This window comes from Streptomyces sp. JLBG701 (assembly GCF_058544905.1).
The window spans coordinates 1,695,026-1,712,621 of record NZ_CM178588.1 but is presented as its reverse complement, the minus strand read 5'-3'; the positions used below and the strand labels follow the sequence as shown (position 1 = coordinate 1,712,621).

The following is a 17,596-nucleotide window of genomic DNA, read 5'->3' as shown; positions in this document are numbered from 1 at the left end:
CGATCTTCCGTGCCGCTCTGCTGATGGCAGAAGGGCAGGTCAACTGAGCGGCATCCGTGGGAACTTCCGCTCCTTCTCCGCCTTGGCCGCGGCCTCGTCCGCCTTGACCACGGCCGCGTACTGGTCGACGTACTCCTGCTCCGACAGCGTGAGGATCGCGTACATGATCTCGTCGGTGACGGCCCGCAGGATCGCCTTCTCGTTCTCCATGCCGGCATAGCGGGAGAAGTCGAGAGGCTTGCCGAAGCGGATCACGACCGGGTGGAGGGTCGGGATGACCTTGCCGGGCGGCTGCGCCTCGAAGGTGCCGATCATCGCGCAGGGAATCACCGGCACTTGGGCCCGCAGCGCCATGACCGCGACCCCGACCTTGCCCTTGTACAGGCGGCCGTCGTGCGAGCGCGTGCCCTCGGGATAGATGCCGAGCAGCTCGTCCTTGCGCAGCACACCGAGCCCCTCGCGGATCGCCGCCTGGCCGGCCTCCTTGCCGGAGCGGTCGACCGGGATCTGTCCGGCACTGCGAAAGAAGGTCGCGGTGAGGCGGCCCCGGATGCCCGGACCGGTGAAGTACTCGGCCTTGGCGAGGAAGGTGATGCGGCGCTTGAGGACCGCCGGCATGAGGAAGTGGTCAGAGAAGGAGAGGTGGTTGCCCGCGACGATGGCCGCGCCCGTCTCGGGGATGTGTTCGAGGCCTTCTATTCGAGGCCGGAAGACCAGTCTCAGCAGGGGGCCCAGCAGTACGTATTTGAGTACGTAGTAGAACAAGGGGTCGCTCCTCGCTCCGGCGGTTCGGCTCAAACCGCCGCGTTCCAGCAGGTCAACCGGCATGCGGTGGGCTGCCAGTGTAGGGGCAGGCGGTGGCCGCCGGAACCGGGCCGGTTGGGGCGGGTTGGGCCCTTTGGCGCATTCCTGATGCACGGTCGGGCGGCTCGGCGGCTCACAGCCGTACGACGACCAGCGCGGTGTCGTCCGTGGCACCTCCCGGAGGCAGGAGTTCCAGGAGGACGGCGTCGGCCAGGGCTTCGGGATCCGCTCCCAGGTGGCGGGTGAGGGACTCGGCGAGGCGGGTCAGGCCGGTGTCGATGTCCTCGCGGCGGCGTTCGATCAGGCCGTCGGTGTAGAGGACGAGCGTGGCGCCGTCGGTGTAGGTGGTGTCCGCTTGGGGTCTTGGGAGCGGGGCGGAGCGGGCGTCCAGGGGTGGGTCGGTGGCCCGGTCGAGGAACTCCACGCGGCCGTCGGGGTGGACCAGTACGGGCGGCGGGTGGCCGGCGCTGCTGTAGCTGATGGTGTGGTGGTCGAAGTCGATGAACGTCGTCACCGCGGTGGCCGATTCGGCGCCGTCGACCACATGGGCGTACCGGCCCAGGACGTCCAACGCCTGCGCGGGCCCCTCGGCGACGCGCGAGGTCGCGGTGAGCGCGCTGCGCAGCTGGCCCATGACGCCCGCGGCCGCCAGTCCGTGGCCGACCACGTCGCCCACGGACACTCCGATGCGGTTGCCGCCGACCAGGTCGACGAGGTCGTACCAGTCCCCGCACACGTTGAGCGCGCCGACCGCCGGGCGGTAGCGCACCGCGGCCCGGTGGTCGCCCACCTGCCGACGGGCCGGCAGCATCGCCTCCTGGAGAGCCAGCGCCACCTCCCGTTCGCGGGCGTGGGCCTGGCGCAGGCGTTCGTTGAGTTCCTGGAGTTCGCGGGCCCGCGTGTACAGCTCGGCCTCCAGCACCCGGGCCCGGCTTCCGCCGGTGCCGCCGCGGGCCCGGATGAGTTCGGTGACCTCCTCGACCCGGTGCACCAGCAGCACCACCTTGCCGTCGGGGCCGCACACCGGCGCGTTGACCGGGCTCCAGTAGCGCTCCTCCCACTGGCCGGGCCGCTCGGGGGACTCGACGTCGTAGCGCTGCAGGGCCATGGCGTCGCGTTCGCCGGTGGCCAGGACGCGGTGCAGCGAGGCCTCCAGGTTGCGCATGCCGGTGGCGGCGGGGTCGTTCGGGTTGTCGGGGAAGACGTCGAACAGGTAGCGGCCGACCAGGTCCCGCCGGGTGCGCTTCACCATGCGTGCGAACTCCTCGTTGACGTCGGCGTACACGAGGTCGGGGGTGAGGAGCGCGACCATGCCGGGCAGGGCACTGAACACCGCCCCGTAGTCGATCGCCGGATCCGTCATGGCTGCCGCCTCACCGCCGGTTCACACCAGTTTCCCACGTTATGGGGAGAGGGGATCGGCTCCTGCTCGCTCGCCCAGGGACCCCGTCAGTCGACCGGATCCGTCAGTGACTGCTCGGCCCAGATGATCTTTCCCTCGGGGACGAACCGGGTGCCCCAGCGCTGGGTGAACTGGGAGACCAGCAGCAGCCCGCGCCCGCCCTCGTCCGTGGTGCGCGGATGGCGCAGGTGGGGTGCGGTGGCACCGCCGTCGAAGACCTCGCAGATCAGGGCGCGGTCCTTGATCAGCCGGAGCCGGACGGGGCCGGTGGAGTGCCGGATGGCGTTGGTGACGAGCTCGCTGACGACCAGTTCCGTGATGAACGCGAAGTCCTCCAACCCCCAGTCCGTCAGCTGGCGGGCGGCCCCCTTGCGGGCGTCGGCGACGACCGCCGGGTCGCTCGGCAGGTCCCAGTCCGCGACCTGCTCGGCGCCCAGGAGACGGGTGTGGGCCATCAGCAGGGCCACGTCGTCGCGCGGGCGGGCCGGGGCCAGCGCGTCGACGACGGCACGGCAGCGCAGGTCGAGCGAGGGCGCGGGCTGTTCCAGCGCCCGGCGCAGCCGGTCCCGGTCCGCGCCGACGACCACCTCGTCGTCCCCCACTGCCTCAAGGGCGTGGGAGGCGCCCCCATGGTCGAGCAGACCGTCGGTGTGCAGCGCGAGCGTGCTGCCCTCCGCCAGGGCCAGCTCGACCGCCTCGAAGGGCGGCCCGCCCGCGCCCAACCGCGACCCCTGCGGGAGGTCGACGAACGAGACGCTGCCGTCGGGCAGGATCACGGCCGGCGCCGGATGGCCCGCGGAGGCCATCACGCACTGCCCGTCGACCGGGTCGTAGATGACGTACACGCATCCGGAGCCCACGGCCTGGGTGCTGTCGGTTCCCTCGGCGCCCGGCGCGACGCCCTCCTCGCGCGCCGACCGGGCGACCAGGTCGTCGAGGTGGGCGAGGACCTCCTCGGGCGGCAGATCCAGCGCGGCGAGGGTCCGTACGGCCGTCCGCAGCCGCCCCATGGCCGCGGCGGCGTCGATGCCGTGACCGGGCACCTCGCCCACGACGAGGGCGACGCGGGCGCCGGACAGCGGGATGAGGTCGTACCAGTCGCCGCCGAGGCCGGTCAGCTCGTCGGCCGGGCGGTAGCAGGCGGACACCTCCACCGCGTCCTGGTCGGGCAGCCGGTGGGGCAGCAGGCTGCGCTGCAGCACCAGTGCCGCGTTGCGCTCGCGGGTGTAGCGGCGGGCGTTGTCGACGCAGACGGCCGCCCGGGAGACGAGGTCCTCGGCGAGGCTGAGGTCGTCCTCGTCGAAGTGTTCCTGCTGGTGGCGCCGGAAGAAGGTGGTGACGCCGAGGGTGGCGCCCCGCGCGCGGATCGGCACGATCAGCACGCTGTGCAGCCCCAGCTCAAGGAAGGTGGCCTCGCGGCTCCCGGGCGTGTCCGCGGCCCACTCCGTGGCCAGCGGGTCCAGCCGCTCGCGCCAGGACAGGCCCGTGGTGAGGGAGCGGATCGGGGGCGATCCGGCCAGGTACGCGGCGATCCCGCCGACGCCGACGACGGCCTGCGGGACGTGCTCGTGGACCGACTGCTGGCCGGCCCGGCGCAGTCGCACCGGATCCGTGTCGCTCAGCGGCCCGGGTGCGGGCTCCCCGCCGCGCAGCACCGGCTCCAGAAGGTCCACGGTGACGAGGTCCGCGAACGCCGGTACCGCCACGTCGGCCAGCTCCTGCGCGGTCCGCACGAGGTCGAGGCTGCGGCCGATGTGCTCGCCGGCCCGGTCGAGCAGGGCCAGCCGCTGCCGGGCGCGGTGCCGCTCGGTGATGTCCACGACCGTGTAGTAGACGCCCATGGGACGGCCCCGGTCGTCGTCCAGTCGGGTGAACGACATGACGTGCGCGGTCTCCCGGTGCGGCGCGGACCGCACCTGGCCGACGTGCTCGTACCCGACCACGGGTTCGCCCGTCTCCAGCGCGCGCCGCATCTGCGACTCGATCGCCTCGGCGTCCAGGCCGGGCTGGATGTCCGCCAGCCGCAGCCCCAGGCGCCGGTTGGGCGGGCCGCCGCCGTACTGCTCCAGGGCGGGGTTCGACCAGACGAAGCGCAGGCTCGTGTCCACGATCGCCAGTCCGACCGGCGACCGGTCGACCATCTGCTCCAGCACGGCCCGGCTCATGTCCCAGCCGGGGGCGTCGGCCATCTCCGAGACCAGTACGAGACAGCGTGCGGGGCCCTGGGGCTCCTGGGCCGAGGTGATCCGCACCATGACCCTGACGTGGCGCCCGTCGCCGTGCCGGACGGTCAGCAGTCCCGCCCAGCCGCCGTTCCTGCGGCAGCGCCCGGTGAGTTCCGGTACCCGGGCGGCATCCTCGGCGGACAGCAGAGCGGTGACGCTCGTGCCCACGACCTCGGATGCCGGGTATCCCAGCAGTCGCTCGGCGTCCTTGGTCCAGCTCGTCACGACACCCTGCGCGTCGAGCAGCAGGGGCGCGGCGTCCGCCACATCGAACCGCTGCCGGGCAACGTCGTGCTCCTCGTGTACGCCCACGGCCGACCTCTCTGTCGCTGAGAGTGGTCTACCACCTCTTGTTCCCATCTTCACCCGCCGCGACTCGCTCGCACTGGGCGTCAGGTGGTCCGCTGGGTTATGCGGTTCGTTTGCCGCGGGTCGGTGGGGGCTGGTCGCGCAGTTCCCCGCGCCCCCTTCGGGGCGCGGGTCCGCAGCCGACTTCACCAGGTCCGCTTCGCCTGCCCGTGGTCAGGCCCCCCGCGTCAACACGCTCTCCAGCGTCCCGAGAGCCGACCGGAGTTCCTCGCCGGTGATGGTCAGCGGCGGGGCCAGTCGGATGGTGGAGCCGTGGGTGTCCTTGACCAGGATTCCCTCGCGCATGAGTCGCTCGCTGACCTCGCGGCCGGTGCCGATGGCCGGGTCGACGTCGACGCCCGCCCACAGCCCGCGGGCGCGGAAGCCGACGACGCCCTTGCCGACCAGCCCGGTCAGCCCGTCCCGCAGGACCGCGCCCAGCTCGGTGGCCCGGCGCTGGAACTCGCCGGTCTCCAGCAGCTCGACCACCGCCGTGCCCACGGCGGCGGCCAGGGGGTTGCCGCCGAACGTCGAGCCGTGCTCGCCCGGCCGCAGCACCCCGAGGACGTCCCGGCGCCCGACCACCGCGGAGACCGGCACGATCCCGCCGCCCAGCGCCTTGCCGAGCAGCACCACGTCCGGCACGACCCCCTCGTGCTCGACGGCGAGCGTGCGGCCCGTACGGCCGAGGCCCGACTGGATCTCGTCCGCGATGAACAGGCACCCCTTGCGGCGGGTCAGCTCGCGTACGCCGGTCAGATAGCCGTCGTCCGGGATGACGACCCCGGCCTCGCCCTGGATGGGCTCGATGAGCACGGCCGCGGTCGTCTCGTCGACGGCCGCCTCCAGCGCGGCCAGGTCGTTGTACGGGACGATACGGAAGCCGGGCGTGAAGGGGCCGAAACCGGCCCGGGCGGTCTCGTCCGTGGAGAAGCTGACGATGGTCGTCGTACGGCCGTGGAAGTTGTCCGCCGCGACGACGATCGTGGCCTGGTCGGCGGGGACGCCCTTCACCTCGTACGCCCACTTGCGGGCCACCTTGATGCCGCTCTCGACCGCCTCGGCGCCCGTGTTCATCGGCAGCACCATGTCCAGGCCCGTCAACTCGGCCAGGCGCTCGGCGAATTCGGCCAGCCGGTCGTTGTGGAAGGCGCGGGAGGTGAGCGTCAGCCGGTCGAGCTGACGGTGGGCCACCTCGGTCAGCGCCGGGTGGCGGTGGCCGAAGTTGAGGGCCGAGTAGCCGGCCAGCATGTCGAGGTAGCGGCGGCCCTCGACGTCCTCCACCCAGGCGCCCTCGGCGCGGGCCACGACCACGGGCAGCGGGTGGTAGTTGTGCGCGAGGACGGGCTCCTCGGCGCGGATCAGGTCGGCCGAAGTACGGGTTTCCTCGATGGCACGTGCGGGTGCGGTCATGAGCGGATCTCCTGGGTGCAGCACTTGATGCCGCCGCCGGCCTTCTGGAACTCGGACAGGTCGACGGGGACGGGGACATAGCCGTGGCGGACGAGCTCGTCGGCCAGCGCGGTCGCGCCCGGCGCGATGAAGACATGGCGTCCGTCGGACACGGAGTTGAGGCCGAAGGCCATCGCGTCCTCGCGGGTGGCCGGCACCGCGTCCGGGTACAGCCGGGCGAGCACCTCGCGGCTGCCCGGGGAGAACGCCTCCGGGTAGTAGCAGATGTTCTCGGCGTCCAGGACGAACAGCGCCGTGTCCAGGTGGTAGAAGTACGGGTCCACCAGCTGGAGGCTGATCACCGGGACGCCGAAGAACTCCTGCACCTCGCGGTGGGCCTCGCGGGTCGTCCGGAACCCGGTACCGGCCAGGACGTACCGGCCCGTCGGAACCAGGTCGCCCTCGCCCTCGCAGACCGACTCGGGGCGGTGCACCTCGTAGCCGGCGGTCTTGAACCACAGGTCGTAGTGGCCGGACTCGGGGCGGCGCTCGGGCGCGTGGAAGAGGGAGCCGAAGACCCGGCCCTCGACGACGACCGCCGAGTTCGCGGCGAAGACCATGTCCGGGAGCCCGGGGACCGGCTCCACGGTCTCGACGGTGTGCCCGTGGGCGAGGTAGGCGCGGATCAGCGCCTGCCACTGCTCCTGGGCCAGATCGACGTCGACCTGGGCGTCGGGTCGCATCCAGGGGTTGATCGCGTACTGCACGGCGAAGTGTCTGGGTTCGCAGACGAGGAAGCGCCGGGGGAGCGGCACACGGCTGTCGGGCACAGAGGGGTTCCTCCGCTTTCCTGCGGTGTCGGGTGAGGGTTGACACCACGGTAGGAAGTGACGGAGACGATCGACAAGCGACGAGGGCTGCGTGTCCGCGCAGGAATGCTGCGTTGTTCTGCATCGAGACGCATGTCTGATGCGCGTGTTGTGGTTTACTCCGGCGCCGCGTGGCTCGCGCCCGCCTCCGGGCTGTCCGGGAGCAGATGGGACAGCACCATCACGCTGATCGTCTTGCGGATGAACGGCTCCGCCCGGAAGCGCTCCAGCACCTCCTCGAAGTGCTCCACGTCCCGCGCCCGCACATGCAGCAGCGCGTCCGCGCCGCCGGTCACCGTCATCGCCGCGGTGATCTCCGGGTAGTTGCGGACCACCTCCGCGATCCGCCGCGGCGGGGCCGCGCCCTCGCAGTACACCTCGACATACGCCTCCGTACGCCAGCCCAGCGCCGACGGCCGCACCGTCGCCGTGAACCCGGTGATCACGCCCGTCTCCCGCAGCCGGTCCACCCGGCGCTTCACCGCCGTCGCCGACAGCCCGATCGCCGCGCCGATCTCGGCGAAACTGGTCCTGGCGTTCGCCATCAGCGCGGTGACGATCTTCCGGTCGAGGTCGTCGAAGGGGGTGGGCCTGCTGTTCATGGCCGCACTGTATCCAGACCGTATCCAGCGGGGACGTCCCTCCGCACCGGGCACGTGTGCAGGCGTACGAATTACTCCTACACTCCACGTTCATGCTGCGCGCCCTCGCCGTCGACGACGAACGCCCCTCACTGGAGGAGCTGCTGTACCTGCTCAACGCGGATCCACGCGTCGGCAGCGCGGAAGGCGCCGGCGACGCCACCGAGGCGCTGCGCCGGATCAACCGGGCGCTGGAATCCGGCCCCGGCGGTCCCGAGGCGATCGACGTCGTCTTCCTCGACATCAACATGCCCGGCCTCGACGGACTCGACCTGGCCCGGCTCCTCACCGGCTTCGCCCAGCCGCCGCTGATCGTGTTCGTCACCGCCCACGAGGACTTCGCCGTCCAGGCCTTCGACCTCAAGGCCGTCGACTACGTCCTCAAGCCCGTCCGCAAGGAACGCCTTGCAGAGGCCGTCCGCAGAGCCGCCGAGCTCAGCGACGCCGCCCCGCGCATCCCCGTGCACGAACCCGACCCCGACCACATACCCGTCGAACTCGGCGGCGTGACCCGCTTCGTGGCCGTCGAGGACATCACCCATGTCGAGGCCCAGGGCGACTACGCCCGGCTGCACACCGTGAAGGGCAGCCACCTCATGCGCATCCCGCTGTCCACACTGGAGGAACGCTGGCGCTCCCGCGGCTTCGTCCGCATCCACCGACGGCACCTCGTCGCCCTGCGCCACATCGGCGAACTCCGCCTGGACGCCGGTACGGTGAGCGTTCTGGTCGGCACCGAGGAACTCCAGGTCAGCCGACGCCACACACGCGAGCTGCGGGACCTGCTGATGCGCCGGACCACCGGCTGAGGAGGCGCACCACCCCATGCCCCAGGACCCCACCGAACGGCGCGTCGTCGTCACCGGACCGCCCCGGCGCACCCGCCGCGCCTCCGGCTACTACCGTCCACGCACCGAGATCGACGAACAGACCACCCTCGGCCACACCTACGTCCGCTCCCTCATGCGCACCCAACTCCGCGCCGCCCTCGCCGTGTTCGCGGTCCTGGTGATGCTCATCGGCCCGCTGCCCCTCGTCTTCGCGGCCACACAGGACGCCCATCGCCTCGAATGGGTGGTCCTCGGCTTCTGCCTCTACGCCCCGCTGGTCCTGCTCGCCCGCTGGTACGTCCGCCGTGCCGAGCGCAACGAACGGGACTTCGTCCGCCTGGTCGAGGACCGCTGACCTCCGTGAACTCCTCCTACGCCGTCCCCGCCGTCGCCCTGGTGGTCGTCGCGACCGTCCTCGTCGGCGCCTTCGGACTGCGCATATCCCGCACCACCTCCGACTTCTACGTCGCCTCCCGCACCGTCGGCCCCCGCCTCAACGCGGCCGCCATCAGCGGCGAATACCTCTCCGCCGCGTCCTTCCTGGGCATCGCGGGCCTCGTTCTCGTCCAGGGCCCCGACATGCTCTGGTACCCGGTCGGCTACACGGCCGGCTATCTCCTCCTGCTCCTCTTCGTCGCCGCCCCGCTGCGCCGCTCCGGCGCCTACACCCTCCCCGACTTCGCCGAGGCGCGGCTCGCCTCGCAGGCCGTGCGGCGGCTCGCGGGCGCCTTCGTCGTCGGGGTCGGCTGGCTCTACCTGCTGCCCCAACTCCAGGGCGCGGGACTGACGTTGACGGTGCTGACCGGCGCGCCGGACTCGCTCGGCGGGGTGATCGTCGCGGTCGTCGTCGTGGCGACCGTCGCCGCCGGCGGCATGCGCAGCATCACCTTCGTGCAGGCCTTCCAGTACTGGCTCAAGCTCACCGCCCTGCTGGTCCCGGCGCTCTTCCTGGTCCTGGCCTGGCAGAGCGACGGGGCACCCCGCCACGCCTTCGAGGAACCGGCCACCTTCCGCGAGCAGCAGGTCGTCCGCGTCGACGACACCCTCGACCTGATGCTCGACCGGCCCCTGACCGTCACGGTCAGCGGCACGATCGACGGCCGCCCGCACCAGGACGCGCGGCTGCGCCTGCCCGCCGGCACCCATCACATCGAACGCGGCACCAGCCTGACCTTCGACAAGGGCGCCGCCGTCCCGGTGGCCGACCGGGGCAGCAACGGCGGCATGTCGACCTCGCTGGCCGCCAGCCGCGAGGAACGCCCGCTGTACGCGACGTACGGGCTCATCCTGGCGACCTTCCTCGGCACCATGGGCCTGCCCCACGTCGTCGTCCGCTTCTACACCAGCCCGACAGGCGTCGCCGCCCGCCGCACCACGGTGGCCGTCCTCGGCCTCATCGGCGCCTTCTACCTGCTGCCGCCCGTGTACGGCGCCCTCGGCCGCCTGTACGCCCCCGAGCTCACCATCACCGGCGACGCGGACGCCACCGTACTGCTGCTGCCGGGCCGGATGATCGGCGGCGTCGGCGGCGACCTGCTCGGCGCGCTGGTGGCGGGCGGGGCCTTCGCCGCGTTCCTGTCCACGGCGTCGGGGCTGACGATGGCCGTGGCGGGTGTCCTCACCCAGGACGTCCTTCCGACGCGCGGGGTACGGCACTTCAGACTCGGCACGGTCCTCGCGATGGCCGTACCGCTCGCCGCGAGCGTCCTGGTCGGCGGACTGCCGGTCGCCGACGCCGTCGGGCTCGCCTTCGCCGTGTCCGCGTCGTCCTTCTGTCCGCTGCTCGTCCTCGGCATCTGGTGGCGGCGGCTGACCCCGCCCGGCGCGGCCGCCGGGATGCTGGTCGGCGGCGGCTCCGCGTTCGGCGCCGTGGCCGCGACCATGGCGGGCTTCCCCGGATCGGGCCCGCTGCACTCGCTGCTGGCCTGGCCCGCGCTCTGGTCGGTGCCGCTGGGCTTCCTCACCATGGTGCTGGTGTCCCTGGCGACCCCGGGTCGGGTGCCGGCCGGGACGGCGGCGATCCTGGCGCGGTTCCATCTCCCGGAGGAGCTGCGGACCGAGGAACTCCGGGCGGAGGTGAAGGCATGAGCGGGTTCCTGGCGGGACTCCTCGTCGCCGTACTCCCGCTGCTGGCCGCCGGTTTCTGGCTGGGCCGGCGCACGGCACGCCCGGAGAGCCTCGGCGGCCTCGGCACGCCCGTCGAGCACGCCACCTTCGAGACCCTGCACACCGCCTCCCTCGCCGCGCCCCCGCTGCGGGCCGGCCTCACCGAGGAGACCGCCCGCCGCTCGGCACGCCGACTGCGCACGCTCCTCGGCACCGACGCGCTGTGCCTGACCGACCGCAAGGACGTCCTCGTCTGGGACGGGGTGGGCGACCATCACCGCGCCGAGATCGTCGAACGCCTCGCAGGCCCCCTGGAGACCGGCCGCGGTGAGGCGTTCCGGCTGACCTGCGACGCCCCCGACTGCCCCGTGCGCTGGGCCGTGGTCGCCCCCCTCACCGTCGACGACAAGGTGCACGGGGCGCTCGTCGCCTGCGCCCCGCGCGAGTCCGCCGTCCTCGTCCGGGCCGCGGGGGAGGTGGCCCGCTGGGTCTCCGTCCAGCTGGAGTTGGCGGACCTGGACCAGTCCCGCACCCGGCTGATCGAGGCCGAGATCAAGGTACTTCGGGCCCAGATCTCCCCGCATTTCATCTTCAACTCGCTCGCGGTGATCGCCTCGTTCGTCCGCACCGACCCCGAACGCGCCCGCGAACTGCTCCTGGAGTTCGCCGACTTCACCCGCTACTCGTTCCGCAGGCATGGCGAGTTCACCACCCTCGCCGACGAACTCCACGCCATCGACCACTACTTGGCGCTGGTGCGGGCACGCTTCGGCGACCGTCTCTCCGTCACCCTCCAGATCGCCCCCGAGGTGCTGCCGGTCACCCTGCCCTTCCTCTGCCTCCAGCCCCTCGTCGAGAACGCCGTCAAACACGGACTCGAAGGCAAGGCTGTGCCGTCCGGGCCTGCCGGCAAGAGCCACATCAGCATCACCGCGCAGGACGCGGGCGCCGAGGCGCTGGTCGTCATCGAGGACGACGGCGCGGGCATGGACCCCGAACTGCTCCGCCGTATCCTCGCCGGCGAGGTCAGCCCGTCCGGCGGCATCGGACTGTCCAACGTCGACGACCGGCTCCGCCAGGTCTACGGAGACGACTACGGCCTCGTCATCGAGACCGCGGTGGGCGCCGGAATGAAGGTCACCGCCCGGCTGCCCAAGTACCAGCCGGGGGTGCACTCGGCGGGAAGGCTCACCCAGGAGTGAGCCTCAGGTGCTGCGGGTGACCACCATGCCGACGGTGATCAGCCCCAGCACGACCCAGCCGAACCACAGCCAGCCGTTGCTGCCGAGGGCCACCGTGTAGGCGGTCACCACGACGAGTCCGCCGACGGTGAGCACCCCCATCGTCTTGGTGGAGCCGTTCGTAGAACCGGGCATCGCAACACCCTCCTCATGGTTCGTCCCCCTCCATGGTGCCCCCGTTCTGCTTCCGCACGGTGCACACGACGAAATGTGTCCCCGACTTCCAGGGGCCCTCGCTCGTCCAGGAACCGGACTGGTAGACGGAAGGATCGAATCCGTAGTCGCCCGGCGGCACCTCCCGCCCACACGCCGCGTCCGACTCGGTACGCGCCTCGGCGAGGGTCACGTCGGGGCCCAACCGGGTGAACCCGATGACCTCCTCGTCGTGCTCGCCGGAACACGCGACGAGCCGCGCGGCCCGGTTGGACGGGACCTCCAGACAGTCCCGCTTCTGCATGGTGGAGACGTCGGCGAACGCCGTCCCGAGCCTGCGATGGTCGCCGAGCGGCCCGTACACCGGCCCGTTCGCCCCGAGCACCAGACAGACCGTGCGCCGCCCGGCCGCCTCGAAACCCTCGTCGGTCGGCACGACGGCGAAGCCGCGCACGTCCGCGAGCTTGTCGCGGATCTCCCGCGTCATCTCCTCACAGCGGGCCGGCCCCGACTCGCGCGCCTCGGCAGCGGAAGCGAAGGCCGCGGACGCCATCACCTGCCCGTCGGGCGGCCCGCCGACGCACCCAGGATCCAGGGCCAGACGCGGTGTGCCCTGGAAACGGGTCTCGCCGGGCCAGAGGACGGTGACACAGTCACCGTCCTTGAGCGGCTCGGCCAGCCCGACGGCCGCGCCATACGGCTGTACGGTCCCATCCCCGCCCCCGCCCCCTTCCCCGGGCGGCTGATGGGCCATGGCGTACCAGACCCCGCCGAGCGCAAGGGCCAGCCCCAGGGCGCCCGCGATGGCCGACTGGAGGACCCGGGGGCGGGTACGCCGACGACTGCCCGACATGGGCACCGGAACGGGCAGGGGCGCGACCAGGGGACCGAACCCCTGCGGACCGGTCCTCGGACCCGTCGCGAACCCCGGCCCGGGCGGCGGCGGAACCGGCGCCGCGGGGACCGGGGCGGGCGGGGCCACACCGGCCCAGGGCGGCTGCGACCCGATGTCGGTCTGTGTCCGCGCATACGCCTCCGCCTCGGCCTGCGGCGTGACGATCCGCGACAGCGCGGCCACCGTCTCCGCCGCCGAGATCCGCAGCCCGGGATCCTTCGTCAGCATCGCCCCGAGGACCGGCGCCAGCGCACCCGCGCGCTCCATGGGACGCGGCTCCTCCATGACCACCGCGCTGATCTCCTCGACGTGCGTGGCCCGCTCGAACGGCCCGCACCCCTCGGCGGCGTGATAGAGCGTGCAGCCCAGCGAGAACAGGTCGGCGGCCGGAGTGGGCGGCCCGCCCGTGACCCGCTCCGGCGCCAGATACCCCGCCGTCCCCACGAGCACCGACGCCACGGTCCACCGCGTCTCGCCCGCGTCCGGCTGAACGGAGATGCCGTAGTCGGTGAGCAGGATCCGGGCGTACGGCGCCCCCGTGCGGTCCGGCGCCAGCAGGATGTTCGCGGGCTTCACGTCCCGGTGCATGACGCCCTTGTCGTGCCCGGCGGTCAGCGCGTCCAGCACGGCGAGCCCGATGCGGGCGCACTCGGCGGGAGCCAGCGGGCCGCGCTGCTCGACGAGGTCGCGCAGATCGACGGCGCCCGCCACGTACTCCATGACGATCCAGGGCAGCCCCTCGTGCTCCAGCACGTCGTGCACGGTCACCACATGCGGATGGCCGCGCAGCCCCGCCGCGTGCCGGGCCTCCGCACGGGCACGGGCGACCCGCGCCTCCCGCTCGTCGTCGGCCTCGGCCGGGCTGCGGAACACGATCTCCTTGAGCGCGACCTCGCAGGCCAGTCTCTGGTCGTGGGCGAGCCACACATGGCCCATGCCGCCGCTGCCGAGCTGGTTCAACAGCAGATAGCGGCCGGCGATGACCCGGCCCACTCCCGACGTCGAAGATCCTGAATGCATCCGTTGACTCCCGGTTCTACGGGGGCGCTACGTGGAGACGCTGGCCGTCGGCTCACTCGTGACCGGCTCGCTGCTCGCCGGCTCGCTCGTGACGGGCGCGCTGGGCGGGGGCGGCGCACTGCTGGTGACCGGCTCGCTCGTGGGAGGCGAGCTGGTGACCTCCGGAGGCGGGCTGGACACCTCCGGAGGCGAACTCGTCACCTCCGCCGGCGAGCTGGTCACCGGGTCCGGGCTGGCCGGCGTACTCGACGACGGCGAGTCGGAGGAGGGACCGTCACCGGACGGCCCGGAACTCGACGGCCCCGAGGACGAGGGACCACCGCTGGACGGCCCGGAGGACGACGGCCCGGAATCCGACGACCCGGGGGAGGAGGGCGGAGCGGTCGAGGACGAGTCGGGGGCACCGGGCCCCGATTCGGACGACCCGGACCCGGACCCCGAATCCGACCCTGAGCCCGACCCCGGGGGACTGTCCGCCCCTTCGCTGGTGCCCCCGGTCACGCTCAGGATCACGTACTCCCCGAACCGCAGCTCGGTCCCCGCCGGCGGATCCGACGCCGTGACCGTCGAGTCGTCCGGCGGCGCTCCCTTCCCGTCGTACCCGGCGGCCAGCCCCTCGTCGGTCAGCTGCCTGCGCGCCTGCGCGTACGTCGTCCCGGCGAGGTTCGGTACGGGGTGCCGCTCGCGGGTGTCGAAGGTCTTGTCGGCCTGGCCCGTGGTGCCAGTCTCCCGGTAGATCCCGCGGTCCGGTTCGTCGACGTCGACGAGCGCGAACCGGTCGAGCTTGGAGGCCGCGGGCCGGACCGTCAGCACGGTGTCGGGGTCGTACCCCTTCCACTTCTTGTTGCCGTCCTCGAAACGGACCGAGATGTCCCCTGTGTCGCCCTCGAAGGGACGCAGCGGATTTCCGCATGAGCACTTCACGGTCGGCATTCCCTGGTCGTCCACGAGAACCGCGATTCCCGCCTGAAGCAGGGAATTGAAGGGAACCGCGCTGCCCTTCTTGTAATCGTGGTTCTTCACGAGCGTGTCGTGACGCAGGAGAACAGGAGTGAGTCCGTCCAGGAAGGCGGGGATCTCAGCCTTCGTGATCTTCTGGACACTCGCCCACGCCTGTGCCTTCTTGTCGTTCCTGGGATCCGTGAGGAACGCCTTCAGCTTGGCGACGTCACAGATCGTCGGCTGCCGCGTCCCGCCGTACAGGCCAGGTGTGTCGCCCTGCTGCAGACTGCCGCGCACCGGCTGGGACTTCACCTGGGCGTCATGACCCAGCCCCTGGCCCTCGTCGAAGAAAGGTGCGAGCGCCGGAACTCCCGCGGCGACGGCCTTCACCACAAGTAATGGCGTGTTCCGGTCACACCCGCTGAGGACGAGACCGAACACCAGGAGAACGGCGATCCTCCGGACCACCGATTTCCCTGTCCTTTGCACAAAAACGCGAATTGTCATCACCGCTCCCCCCGGCGGTTCCCCCAACGCGTTTCATGCTACTGAATGGAAAAGCCGTTCAGTCGGGTCACGGGGATTCAGTTCCCCCGTGCGTTCAATGAGGCCAAATAGGCGTTGTATGCCTCGAGTTCCTTGTCACCGTCGCGGTCGGCGGCCCGGTCCTGACGCTTGGCCTGCCGCTGCTCGGAGCCGTACCACTGGAACAGCAACGCGATCAGCACGAGCACGGACGGAATCTCACTGAACGCCCAGGCGATGCCACCGGCCGCGTTCTGGTCGGACAGCGCGTCGATACCCAGCGAGGCGGGCGGGTTCTCGAAGGTCGTGACCATGGGCTGGGACGCCATCATGAGCGCGATGCCGAAGAACGCGTGGAACGGCATGCCCGCGAACAGCTCCAGCATCCGCATCAGATAGCCGGGCCGGTTGGGCCCCGGATCCACGCCCATGATCGGCCAGAAGAACACCATGCCGACGGCGAAGAAGTGCACCATCATCGCGATGTGCCCGGTCTTGGAGCCCATCAGGAAGTCGAAGATCGGCGTGAAGTACAGCGCGTACAGGCTCGCGATGAACAGCGGAATGGTGAACGCCGGATGCGTGACGATCTTCATGTACCGGCTGTGCAGGAACATCAACAGCAGCTCGCGCGGCCCCTTGCGCCCCTTGCCGGCGACCGGCAACGCGCGCAACGCCAGCGTGACCGGCGCCCCGAGCAGGATGAGAATCGGCGACAACATGCTGATCACCATGTGCTGCACCATGTGCACGCTGAACATGGCCATGCCGTAGTCGTTCAGCTTGGTGCACATCACCAGCGCGACGGTCAGCACACCGATCACGAACGCGATCGTCCGCCCCACGGACCACGAGTCCCCCCGCCGCCGCAGCCGCACGACCCCCCACCCATACAGGGCGAGCCCAAGCAGGCAGGCAACGAGAAAGAACGGGTCAGCCGACCACTCCAGCCCCCGCCCCAACGTGAACGGCGGCAGATCCATGGTCATGCCGTGCCCGCCGTGATCCATCGGACGGCTCCTGATTCGTGGGGGGTTGTGCAGTCTGTCCGCACCAGACTAGAACTGCCCCCGGTCACGACTACGACCGGGGGCGGCTGCAGCCCACCTAGGGGCGCGGGGAACTGCGCGACCAGCCACATCCGGCCCGCAGCCGACGAGCTACGTCAGAGCACGCACTCGGCCTCGGCGTAACGATCCGACGGCACAGTCTTGAGCGTCTCGACCGCTTCAGCCAACGACACCATCACGATGTCGGTCCCCTGAAGCGCGGTCATCTTCCCGAACTCCCCGCGATGCACAGCCTCCACCGCATGCCACCCGAACCGCGTGGCAAGAACCCGGTCGTACGCGGTAGGCGTCCCACCCCGCTGCACATGCCCGAGAATGACCGGCCGGGCTTCCTTGCCGAGCCGAGCCTCCAGCTCGATGGACAGCTGCCGGGCGATCCCCGCGAACCGCTCGTGACCGTAGACGTCCTTGCTGCCCTCGTCGTAGGCCATGGTGCCCTCGTGCGGCTTCGCACCCTCCGCCGCCACGACGATGGCGAACCTCTTGCCCGCGGAGAACCGCTCGCCGACCCGCGCCGCCAACTCCTCGATGTCGAAGGGTCGTTCCGGTACGACGATGGCGTGGGCGCCCGCCGCCATGCCGGAGTGCAGCGCGATCCAGCCGGTGTGGCGACCCATGACCTCCACGACCAGCACACGCTGGTGGGACTCGGCGGTGGTCTTCAGCCGGTCAAGCGCCTCGGTCGCGACGCCGACGGCCGTGTCGAAGCCGAAGGTCACGTCCGTGACGGCGATGTCGTTGTCGATGGTCTTGGGCACGCCCACGACGGGCAGTCCGCTGTCGGACATCAGCCGGGCCGCCTTCAGCGTGCCCTCGCCGCCGATCGGGATGATCGCGTCCAGGCCGAGCTCCTCGACATGGCCCCTGGCCCGCTCGACACCGTCCCGCAGATGGGAGGGCTGGACGCGCGAGGAGCCGAGGATGGTGCCGCCGCGAGCCAGGATGCCGCTCACCGCGTCGAGGTCGAGCTTGAGGTAGTCGCACTCCAGGAGGCCCTTCCAGCCGTCCCGGAAACCGATGACCTCGTCGCCGTGGTCGACGACGGCACGGTGCACGACGGACCGGATGACGGCGTTCAGGCCGGGGCAGTCGCCGCCGGACGTGAGGACACCAATGCGCATAGCCCGAAATAC

Annotated in this window: 15 protein-coding genes; 4 read left to right on the top strand and 11 right to left on the bottom strand. The window is 71.4% G+C overall.

Features of this window, described 5'->3' with window-relative positions; all coding sequences use genetic code 11:
* Window positions 1-39 precede the first annotated feature (39 nt).
* From AC5DRG_RS07820 to AC5DRG_RS07795, 6 genes are all read right to left on the bottom strand, one after another.
* Window positions 40-765, bottom strand: a complete 726-nt coding sequence (locus AC5DRG_RS07820) for a lysophospholipid acyltransferase family protein (protein ID WP_491809149.1) — start codon at window positions 763-765, stop codon at window positions 40-42.
* A 172-nt stretch (window positions 766-937) separates the two neighbouring features.
* Complete coding sequence (locus AC5DRG_RS07815) at window positions 938-2,167, bottom strand: PP2C family protein-serine/threonine phosphatase (RefSeq protein ID WP_491809147.1); 1,230 nt, start codon at window positions 2,165-2,167, stop codon at window positions 938-940.
* A gap of 86 nt (window positions 2,168-2,253) precedes the next feature.
* Window positions 2,254-4,743, bottom strand: coding sequence for a SpoIIE family protein phosphatase (locus AC5DRG_RS07810; RefSeq protein ID WP_491809145.1), 2,490 nt, complete (start codon window positions 4,741-4,743; stop codon window positions 2,254-2,256).
* Window positions 4,744-4,953: 210 nt separating this feature from the next.
* Window positions 4,954-6,192, bottom strand: a complete 1,239-nt coding sequence (gene rocD / locus AC5DRG_RS07805) for an ornithine--oxo-acid transaminase (RefSeq protein WP_491809143.1) — start codon at window positions 6,190-6,192, stop codon at window positions 4,954-4,956.
* Window positions 6,189-7,001, bottom strand: a complete 813-nt coding sequence (gene ddaH / locus AC5DRG_RS07800; RefSeq protein WP_491809141.1) for a dimethylargininase — start codon at window positions 6,999-7,001, stop codon at window positions 6,189-6,191. The genes rocD and ddaH overlap by 4 nt, the downstream gene beginning before the upstream one ends.
* A gap of 155 nt (window positions 7,002-7,156) precedes the next feature.
* On the bottom strand, window positions 7,157-7,642 hold the full coding sequence (locus AC5DRG_RS07795; RefSeq protein ID WP_491809139.1) for an Lrp/AsnC family transcriptional regulator: 486 nt from the start codon (window positions 7,640-7,642) through the stop codon (window positions 7,157-7,159).
* A gap of 92 nt (window positions 7,643-7,734) precedes the next feature.
* Here AC5DRG_RS07795 and AC5DRG_RS07790 point away from each other — a divergent pair, with 92 nt between their 5' ends.
* The 4 genes from AC5DRG_RS07790 to AC5DRG_RS07775 are packed head-to-tail and all read left to right on the top strand — an operon-like array spanning window position 7,735 to window position 11,819.
* On the top strand, window positions 7,735-8,490 hold the full coding sequence (locus AC5DRG_RS07790) for a LytR/AlgR family response regulator transcription factor (protein WP_491809137.1): 756 nt from the start codon (window positions 7,735-7,737) through the stop codon (window positions 8,488-8,490).
* A 16-nt stretch (window positions 8,491-8,506) separates the two neighbouring features.
* Window positions 8,507-8,866, top strand: coding sequence for a hypothetical protein (locus tag AC5DRG_RS07785; RefSeq protein ID WP_491809135.1), 360 nt, complete (start codon window positions 8,507-8,509; stop codon window positions 8,864-8,866).
* A 5-nt stretch (window positions 8,867-8,871) separates the two neighbouring features.
* Entirely contained in the window at window positions 8,872-10,599 is a 1,728-nt protein-coding gene (locus tag AC5DRG_RS07780; RefSeq protein WP_491809133.1) for a sodium/solute symporter, read from the top strand.
* The gene (locus AC5DRG_RS07775) at window positions 10,596-11,819 is read left to right on the top strand and encodes a sensor histidine kinase (protein WP_491809131.1); all 1,224 of its coding nucleotides are present in this window, start codon (window positions 10,596-10,598) and stop codon (window positions 11,817-11,819) included. Before AC5DRG_RS07780 ends, AC5DRG_RS07775 begins: the two co-directional genes overlap by 4 nt.
* A 3-nt stretch (window positions 11,820-11,822) precedes the next feature.
* Here AC5DRG_RS07775 and AC5DRG_RS07770 read toward each other — a convergent pair whose 3' ends face one another.
* The 5 genes from AC5DRG_RS07770 to AC5DRG_RS07750 all read right to left on the bottom strand — a co-directional run bounded on the left by AC5DRG_RS07770 (window position 11,823) and on the right by AC5DRG_RS07750 (window position 17,584).
* A complete protein-coding gene (locus AC5DRG_RS07770) occupies window positions 11,823-11,993 on the bottom strand; it encodes a hypothetical protein (protein ID WP_491809129.1) in 171 nt (56 codons plus the stop codon).
* A 13-nt stretch (window positions 11,994-12,006) separates the two neighbouring features.
* Window positions 12,007-13,926: a serine/threonine-protein kinase gene (locus tag AC5DRG_RS07765; protein WP_491809127.1), complete on the bottom strand. Its 1,920-nt coding sequence runs from the start codon at window positions 13,924-13,926 to the stop codon at window positions 12,007-12,009.
* Between the two features lie 27 nt (window positions 13,927-13,953).
* The gene (locus AC5DRG_RS07760) at window positions 13,954-15,261 is read right to left on the bottom strand and encodes a DUF6777 domain-containing protein (protein WP_491809125.1); all 1,308 of its coding nucleotides are present in this window, start codon (window positions 15,259-15,261) and stop codon (window positions 13,954-13,956) included.
* Between the two features lie 191 nt (window positions 15,262-15,452).
* Window positions 15,453-16,403 (bottom strand): cytochrome c oxidase assembly protein, encoded by a 951-nt coding sequence (locus tag AC5DRG_RS07755; protein ID WP_491809123.1) that lies wholly within the window; start codon window positions 16,401-16,403, stop codon window positions 15,453-15,455.
* A 155-nt stretch (window positions 16,404-16,558) separates the two neighbouring features.
* Complete coding sequence (locus AC5DRG_RS07750; protein WP_491809121.1) at window positions 16,559-17,584, bottom strand: 6-phosphofructokinase; 1,026 nt, start codon at window positions 17,582-17,584, stop codon at window positions 16,559-16,561.
* Window positions 17,585-17,596: the final 12 nt, after the last annotated feature.

Excerpts from the sequence above, each read along its gene's own strand:
- AC5DRG_RS07815 (WP_491809147.1), bottom strand. The coding sequence starts at position 2,167 with ATGACGGATCCGGCGATCGACTACGGGGCGGTGTTCAGTGCCCTGCCC.
- rocD (WP_491809143.1), bottom strand. The coding sequence starts at position 6,192 with ATGACCGCACCCGCACGTGCCATCGAGGAAACCCGTACTTCGGCCGAC.
- AC5DRG_RS07795 (WP_491809139.1), bottom strand. The coding sequence starts at position 7,642 with ATGAACAGCAGGCCCACCCCCTTCGACGACCTCGACCGGAAGATCGTC.
- AC5DRG_RS07790 (WP_491809137.1), top strand. The coding sequence starts at position 7,735 with ATGCTGCGCGCCCTCGCCGTCGACGACGAACGCCCCTCACTGGAGGAG.
- AC5DRG_RS07785 (WP_491809135.1), top strand. The coding sequence starts at position 8,507 with ATGCCCCAGGACCCCACCGAACGGCGCGTCGTCGTCACCGGACCGCCC.
- AC5DRG_RS07775 (WP_491809131.1), top strand. The coding sequence starts at position 10,596 with ATGAGCGGGTTCCTGGCGGGACTCCTCGTCGCCGTACTCCCGCTGCTG.
- AC5DRG_RS07770 (WP_491809129.1), bottom strand. The coding sequence starts at position 11,993 with ATGCCCGGTTCTACGAACGGCTCCACCAAGACGATGGGGGTGCTCACC.
- AC5DRG_RS07765 (WP_491809127.1), bottom strand. The coding sequence starts at position 13,926 with ATGCATTCAGGATCTTCGACGTCGGGAGTGGGCCGGGTCATCGCCGGC.
- AC5DRG_RS07755 (WP_491809123.1), bottom strand. The coding sequence starts at position 16,403 with ATGGATCACGGCGGGCACGGCATGACCATGGATCTGCCGCCGTTCACG.
- AC5DRG_RS07750 (WP_491809121.1), bottom strand. The coding sequence starts at position 17,584 with ATGCGCATTGGTGTCCTCACGTCCGGCGGCGACTGCCCCGGCCTGAAC.